This window comes from Pseudomonas sp. NBRC 111127 (assembly GCF_001320345.1).
Lineage (GTDB): Bacteria > Pseudomonadota > Gammaproteobacteria > Pseudomonadales > Pseudomonadaceae > Aquipseudomonas > Aquipseudomonas juntendi.
In genome coordinates, this window is record NZ_BCBD01000308.1 from 1 (window position 1) to 1,825 (window position 1,825).

Consider the following 1,825-nt stretch of genomic DNA (forward strand, 5'->3'; position numbering starts at 1 on the left):
GGTGTCGCTGTGCCCCGCCAGCACAAGGCCGCCCGGGCCGGTGCCGCGGCTGGCCAGCAGGTTGAACTTGCCGGGGGTAACCTGCTGAATGTCACACTGGAACCCCAGGTCGCCCAGCCAACCGGCGAGCAGCTCGATGACCTGGCGGTTGGACTGGTCCAGCGCTGGCTGGGTGCAACTGACCGAAGGCGCGGCGATCAAGGCGGCAAACTGGTCTTTCAGCGTCGGCAACGGCATGCGCGTACTCCTGGGAAGCGTTGCCCATCATAACAATGCCTATCGTTCCCAGGGCAAGCGTGTGGGCTTCTTCGCGGGCTTGCCCGCTCCCACAGGGATTTCAATGCCCTCAAGGGCTGCGCTTTGCCTGTGGGCGCGGGCGAGCCCGCGAAGAAACCACCGCGACCCGACAGAGCGCGGCCGACTGCTGTAAACTCCTTGCCAACCACGCCCCCTCCTTCGAGTCTGTGATGCACAAAGAAACCGAACTCAAGCTACGCGCCAGCCGCGAGACCCTTGCCGCCCTGCGCGAGCACCCTCTGCTGAAAAAGCGCAACAAGTCCGGCTGGCAGACCCGCGAACTGACCAACCAGTACTTCGACACTGCCGAGCGTGAGCTGTCTGCTGCCCGCGTGGCCCTGCGCCTGCGTCGCGATGGCGATGTGGTCATCCAGACCCTCAAGTGCCGCGGCCAGAGCGTAGCGGGCCTGTCGGAGCGCAATGAGTACGAGTGGAACCTGGACAAGCCCAAGCTGGACCTGAAAAAGCTCGATGCCACCTGCTGGCCCGAACAACTGGCCGGCCTGGACAAAAAGACCATCAAGCCACTGTTCACCACGGACTTCACCCGCGAGTTCGCCGAAATCGCCTGGGGCCGTGGCAAAAGCAAGGTGGTGATCGAGGCCGCGCTGGACCAAGGCTTCGTGGTCGCCGGCAAGCGCAAGGAAGCCATCTGCGAGCTGGAGCTGGAGCTGCGCGAAGGTGAGCCGCAGGCATTGCTGGAACTGGCCGCCGAGCTGGCCGCCAGCCTGCCGTTGATGCCGTGCGACATCAGCAAGGCCGAGCGCGGCTATCGCCTGCTGGAGCCAGACAGCTATGAGCTGGGCCTGCCAGGTGCCGAGCTGGACGCGGAAATGGCCGTGGACGACGCCTACGCCGCCCTGGCCTGGCAACTGCTGGGCAGCAGCCAGCGCCTGGCCGAGCAGTACCGCCACAATGGCCACTGGCGCCTGTTGCAGGACTGGGTCGAGTGCCTGAGCGAACTGCGTGCCTTGACCGCCAGCTTGGGCCAGGCCGCACCGCGGGCCGCTACCCGTGAACTGCGCAGCAGCCTCGACGCCCTGCTGGAAGACTGGCGCCCGCTGGTGCAGGCCGGTAACGACGACGAAGACATCCGCCGCGCCGCGCCCGAGCAGTTTGCCGAAGAGCTGGAAGACGTGCGCTGGGGCCAGTTCTCGCTGGAAACCTCACGCTGGCTGCTGGCCCGCGCCTGGACGGTAGAACGCAAGGGCCGTGGCGAACGCCAGGGCAAGGCGCAGCTGGCCAGCTGGATGGGCCATTTGCTGGGTGAAGAAGGCCGTGCACTGAAGCTGCCGCTGTACACCCAGCGCCCCGAAGACCTGGCTGAGCAACTGCCGCGCATCGAACAACTGCTGGCCTGGCTGCACCACGCCCGCCAGGTGCTGGAAGCACCGCAGATGGACCGCCTGTATGGCGACCTGAAGAAGCTGCATGAGCTGGCCGAACTGCCGATCAGCGATGAAGTGCTGGAAGCACGCATCGACCAGGCACGGGCAGTCGACCAGAGCCGTGGCTGGAAGCACCTGCT

At 66.0% G+C, this 1,825-nt stretch carries 1 protein-coding gene and 1 pseudogene; one reads left to right on the forward strand and one right to left on the reverse strand.

Features of this window, described 5'->3' with window-relative positions; translation table 11 throughout:
- Positions 1–237 (reverse strand): annotated as a pseudogene (locus APH30_RS27070) (acetylornithine deacetylase); the annotation flags it as partial.
- A gap of 230 nt (positions 238–467) precedes the next feature.
- On the opposite strand from APH30_RS27070, the gene APH30_RS27075 reads away from it, so the two are divergent.
- Positions 468–1,825 (forward strand): CYTH domain-containing protein (locus APH30_RS27075; RefSeq protein WP_054914246.1); only part of this gene is annotated, 1,358 nt, incomplete at its 3' end.